The 6,160-nt window shown below is 33.5% G+C and carries 2 protein-coding genes; one reads left to right on the top strand and one right to left on the bottom strand.

What is annotated here, in order from left to right:
• Window positions 1–202: 202 nt before the first annotated feature.
• Complete coding sequence (locus G3O09_RS21760) at window positions 203–1,447, bottom strand: helix-turn-helix domain-containing protein (RefSeq protein WP_163103535.1); 1,245 nt, start codon at window positions 1,445–1,447, stop codon at window positions 203–205.
• Window positions 1,448–1,845: 398 nt separating this feature from the next.
• Here G3O09_RS21760 and G3O09_RS22830 point away from each other — a divergent pair, with 398 nt between their 5' ends.
• Window positions 1,846–5,991 carry a S8 family serine peptidase gene (locus tag G3O09_RS22830; protein ID WP_163103534.1) on the top strand — a complete coding sequence of 1,382 codons (4,146 nt, stop codon included), beginning with the start codon at window positions 1,846–1,848 and terminating at the stop codon, window positions 5,989–5,991.
• Window positions 5,992–6,160 lie beyond the last annotated feature (169 nt).

Here is a 6,160-nt window from a genome sequence, read left to right as displayed (position 1 = left end):
GTGCCCAAAAACAAAACCAAACCAGTTATGGAGTGGGAGCCTTGACAGTTTCGTTCATATCAGGAGGCTCGGCGAACGCCCCCCGGAAAGCAAGCGTCTCTCGCTGCAATCAACCTTTTCCCCTACAATACATATCAAAAATGACAAAAGGTATCGATAGAGCGTGCTCTCGATACCTTTTGTTAACAATCTGACATGTCCCTTATGATAAGGAACATGTCATTTTTTCATGATTGATTAGTAAATTCGCCATTTTTAAAGCTTTACTCGTTTGTTTCAATTTCATGTAATAGTTAAATAATTCTTTTTTTGACCGTTGGATTAAATATACATAACCGAATTGTTTAAACATTGGTAAAGCTTGATCACATAAGAATTGATGGTATTCTTGTTCTTGATCTTGAATTAAATAACAAAGTAAGTTAAATAAATTTATAAATAGTCTTTCATTTTTCTCACTAGCAGTTTCCAGTCCCTCTTTTGCTAACTGTAATAATTCCTCTTGTGGAAGTATGCTCCCATTGAATGAACTTCGAATATATCCCTCTAAAGATAGTAAATAAGGGCTAGAATTATTATCTTTAATACTCATTGACTCTTTATAGTACTTACTTGCCAGCTCAAAATTATTTCTCCTAAAGTATTCATAAGCTAAGTTGTGTAATACCTTTGCTTTTCGGACAGGTGAATTACAAAGTTCGCAGCTTTTGATTAGGTTTTCAAACCTTTGAATCGTTTCTTTAAATTCTCCATCATCTTTTACTTGGATCACCATGAGCATTTCTGCATCAATCACTCTAAGATAGTTATTAATTTCTTTAAAAAATTGACGCGCTTTATCTGCGTAAAAAAATGTCATAACTGGTGATTGAATTGAATGATATGCGACCGCTAAATGGTAAGTAAATTCTTTATTATTGTATTCTGTTTCATTTATTGATTTTAGTGCTTGAACTGCTTTGAAATTTTCATGTTTCGCTAAATAGTAAATACCTAAAACATGTTTTAATAGATTATCTTCGTACGAAGATAACTTAGATTCATTCTTTTGAATTTCACAAATGATTTTGAATGCATCCTCAGTCAAAGTATGCATCAGTAAATATCTAGCCCGAAGTAATTTATAAAGATTTTTATAATCAGAGATTTGTATTAAATCATCTTGCTCAAGTTCATGATTTATTTGATCCATTTCATCAAACAATTGCATGATAATAACATCATGCCAATGATTTAATCGCTTTTTTATATTTTGAAGTTTTGTAGTTTCATTTTCTATATTTATTCCTAACCGATCAGATAAAAGGGTGATAATTTCAGGTGCATATTCAGTGTGTAAACGCTCAATTTTACTAATATGTGTTCCTGAACAAATTCCTTTTCCTAATTGCTCTTGAGTTAGTTTGTATTTTTCTCGATAAAACCTAATGATTTTCCCCTCATACATATTGAATTTCTCCCTTTAGAAAAATATATTTTGATGTGTTCGAGTAATAGAAATCCAAGATTCCCCCAAGTATAAGGTTGATAATTTCATTAATATTACCTATATTATTGCAACGTTTTCACTAATAACACGTAATTCTACAAATATTGACAGTGCATTTTAAGAAGTTTTACCTATTCTTCTATCAATAACAGGTCTATTGATGAACAATTCCCCCAATTTACCTTCCATATTAGCTCAATTACAATATGAATTAATAGAGTTTTCTAATTATTCTTATTCCACTTTAATTTTACACTATCTTTCTATCGGGAGGAATGCAATGAAGTAGGTAATATTCACCTGTTTTATTTCCATAAAATGTTATGCCACTATTGTATTTTAAGGAGTGTTGATGAATGAAATCTCATAAAAAGAAAAAATTTCTAAATGTTATGTTAACAGGTGTATTAGCCTCTAGTATTCTCACATCCTATTTAATGCCTGAACAAAAATCTTATGCGAATTCAAATTCCACTGAATCGATCTTAAAAGGACTAACTGAAGAACAAAGACAGTCTGTAAAACGATTGACCCCACAAGAAGGCTTCATAATTGATCCAAGTTTATTGAAACTTAAAGATAAGACCGCAAACGTTATTGTAGAGTTCAAAACAGCTCCGATTGACAATGCCCAACAATCAAAATCAAAAGGTACATCAAAAAATAAAGTAGAAAAGATTAAAGGAGAACAGGAACATTTCAAGCAACGCTTAGAAGAGCTTTTTAATAAAAAGAAGGAATCAAACCAAACATTAAAAGAAAATTCACTTCAATATCAAATTAAACAAACTTACCAGGATGTATTTAATGGAATGGCCATGACGATTCCTACAAATGAAATTAATACATTGCTTGAGACTGGTGTTGTTAAAAGGATTTGGAAAGACAATGTCGTTAGCTTACCAAAAAATGAATCGACTACTACTCAAGAACCAACAACTGGAAAGGTAATTCCACCAGCTCTTCCTCATATAGGAGTTGATCGTTTACATAATGAGGGCTTAAAAGGACAAGGAATTAAAGTTGGGGTACTTGATACAGGGATTGACTATAATCACCCTGATTTAAAAGATGTTTATAAAGGTGGATATGATTTTGTCGAAAATGACTCTGATCCAATGGAAACAACTAGAGAGCAATGGCTTGCATCTGGTCAACCTGAAACTATAGATGGTACTGCATATTATACAGAACACGGAACTCATGTTGCTGGTACAATCGCATCTAACCCTAAAAATGATGTTGATTATGCCATGACAGGGGTAGCTCCGAATGTTGACCTGTATGCATATCGAGTATTAGGAGAATATGGATCAGGTTATGATTCATCAGTTATTGCAGGTATAGAAAGAGCCGTAGAAGATGGAATGGATGTTATTAATCTATCATTAGGTAATGGTAATAATCATTCCTTAGACGCTACATCTGTTGCAATCAACAATGCAGCATTAAAAGGGGTCATACCAGTTATAGCCGGAGGAAATGCAGGGCCAAATCCTGGTACTTTAGGTTCACCAGGTGCTTCTCCGCTAGCAATCACTGTTGGTGCAAGTGATGTACCGACTGATATACCAACCGTTAAGGCGAGCTTAGCAGATATTTCAGTTCAAAATACTTTAATGGGGCATGGTCTTGGTAAGGATTATCTAAAGTTAATTGATCAAGAGTATGATGTTGTTGAAGTAGGAATTGGTACAGAAGAGGATTATACTGACAAAGACGTTAATGGGAAAGTAACATTAATTGCTCGTGGCACTATATCATTTGATGAAAAAATTCGACGCGCTCAGGAAAAAGGTGCGGTAGCTGTATTGATTTATAATAATATCGATGGAGAGATTCCATTTTTCTTAGGTGAAAATCATGGTTATATCCCAACATTTAAAATGTTAAATGCCGATGGAGTAAAACTTTCAGAAAAATTAAAAGCAGATCCTACAGCTAAACTTAAATTAACAGACTTACAGTCAAATATGACTACAGGTGATGTGTTAGCTGATTTTAGCTCACGTGGTCCAGTTAGAAATAACTTTGATATTAAGCCAGATGTTGTAGCACCTGGGGTTTCTACATTCTCTACTGTTCCAGAGTATATTAATAGTCCAGAAGATGGTGTCGATTATTCCAGTGGTTATGCTAGTTTAAGTGGAACATCCATGGCAACACCTCATGTTGCTGGAGTTGCTGCTTTATTATTACAATCACATCCAGATTATACAGTTGCAGATGTAAAAGCAGCGCTAATGAATACTGCTGATCCTTTAAAAGGTCGTACGTACAATGTGAATGAAGTTGGAGCAGGGCGTGTTGATGCTTATGAGGCAGTCCATAATACAACTTTATTTGAAGTACAAAATAAGGCGACTTCCTTAGATGAAAATGGAATAAAAATAGAAATCGATGACATTTCGGGATCTATTCCTTTTGGTAGTATTGCACAATCAAGTGAGACGCAAAATAGAGAAACCTCGATTTCTATTAAGAATTTAAGTAGTGAACTAGAAACATATCATACTAGAGTTGAATTTTTAACAATCGATGGTGTCTCAAAGGAAGCAGGTAAGAATGGTGTGACGCTTCAATTACCATCCACGATTGAAGTGAATGGAAATGCGAGTAAAAATATTAATGCAGAAATATCCATTCCTGCTAATGCAGAATTTGGTGTGTATCAGGGATATATTTATATTGAAAATGAGTCGAAAACTGCAGAATATCAAATTCCATTCCATGTACGTTATGCTAAACCTGGATTCGAAAAGCTAAAATTTTATAAACATGCAATAACGAATGATCTTAGTAACTTTCATCCATACATCGAGCCGTTTACACCAGTCGAATTCAAGTTAAATAGTCATATGAAAACCATTGATGTAGTGGTTAGCGATCTAGATGGAAAACCAATTGGGTTTTATGGCACGTTTAATTTAGAAAATGCGTCAGTTGATACGGATTACTTAATATTCTTCGGATTTTCAGGTGAAGTAAAACATTTTACAGGTGATCCGAATAAACCATTAGCACTTGAATATGAACCACTTAAAGAAGGTAAATACATTGTTTCTTATATTGGTACAGGAGTAGATGGTAAAACATATAAAATCGATAATGACATGGTAATCGATAATACAGCTCCAACACTTGAATTTGATAAGAAAACAGGAATCCAAGAACTTTCCAGTTCAGATTTAACAACTGAAAGTTATGACGGACAAGATTATACAGCTTATTGGGTGCATGGAAAATTGTATGATGATACGATTGACTATTTAAAAAGTAGAGGTCATGACATCACTCAAGAGGCAAATACCGCGTACGCTTATCAAGATTCTTTTTGGCCAACAGCTGAATTTTTCCCAAATGCAAATGGTGAATTTAAATTTGGTGTCTTACCAGAAGAATATGCAAACTACCCTACTAATGTAAGAATCTATACTTATGATTACGCTACAGCAGGAAATCCGATTTTCCCAGAATTTACTTTTATTGAAAAAGGAGATCAATATTCTACAATTAAACCAAATACAAAAGCTGTAAGTCTTGGATCAGAGTTTGTAAATACATTTACGGTTCAAAACGCTAAAGATTTAACAAGTGCATCTGTAACAATTGATGTCCCTGATTTCTATAAAGTTGTAGACGTTAAACCATCAAAACAGCTAATGGATCTTGCAAACAAAAATAATTGGACTATCCGCGTAGCAAAACCACAAATTACAGAAAACACATGGTCTAATATTTCTACATTTGCTGTTGATATTTCAGACAAAAAGACACAATTACCAGTTTCAATTAATGATGATATTGATTTATTAGATATCAAATTAAAAGTAGTCGATGACCATAATTACATGGTAGAAAGTACATTCTATTATCAAGAATCTTCATATCAAACAAGCTCAGGTAGTAAATCGACTTTACCAACATTTGCTGAAAAGTTTAAATTCATTTCCCAGCACTCATGGGTAGAAGGTTACTATCATGGTGAAGCAGTTTCTTATGATAATTATGATTTAGATTTTTCAAAGATTGGGACAAAAGCTTATCTGGTTGATAAAAACGGTAAAAAGTACCCTGCGAATATTTCAGATAATGGGTATATGACGTTTACGGAAATTCCAGCAACTAAAGATGAATATACGCTAATCGTAGATATTCCTGGTCATTTCCTATACAGTAAGAAATTAACTTTAAGCAGGACAATTGATGGAAAAGTCCAAGGCAACTTCTATACTTTATATACGGATACGGCAGCTGCCGGAGATGTCAACGGAGATCATGTAATCGACATTTATGACGCAAAGCTAATTGCAAATAATGCTGGAATTTCAGGCGATAGATTGAAAGAAGATCTTAACAAAGATGGAGTCGTTGACATTATTGACTTTAACTTTGTCGAAAAGAACTTCATGTCCATCAATCCATACTTCCCTACATCCAATAAACCAGTTGAAAAAACTAAGGATTTAACATTAGAAGAATTGAAAAAAAGATTTAACTAAAAACCTAGGTTCACAAGAGAAGCAAATTTAAAACTTTATACTACGCTAGATCCATTCAAAAAGACCGAGGTTTTGGTATTATCCCCTTTAAGTAGACAGTGTAAAAAGCCTATGATTTTATCATGGATGATGCACTACTACTTGGAGGGGATTTTTCTATGGCTGTAAA

Origin of the sequence: Peribacillus alkalitolerans (genome assembly GCF_010882125.1) — a bacterium.
Lineage (GTDB): Bacteria > Bacillota > Bacilli > Bacillales > DSM-1321 > Bacillus_BN > Bacillus_BN alkalitolerans.
The sequence above is the reverse complement of the archived record's forward strand: the minus strand, read 5'-3'. Positions and strand labels throughout refer to the sequence as shown.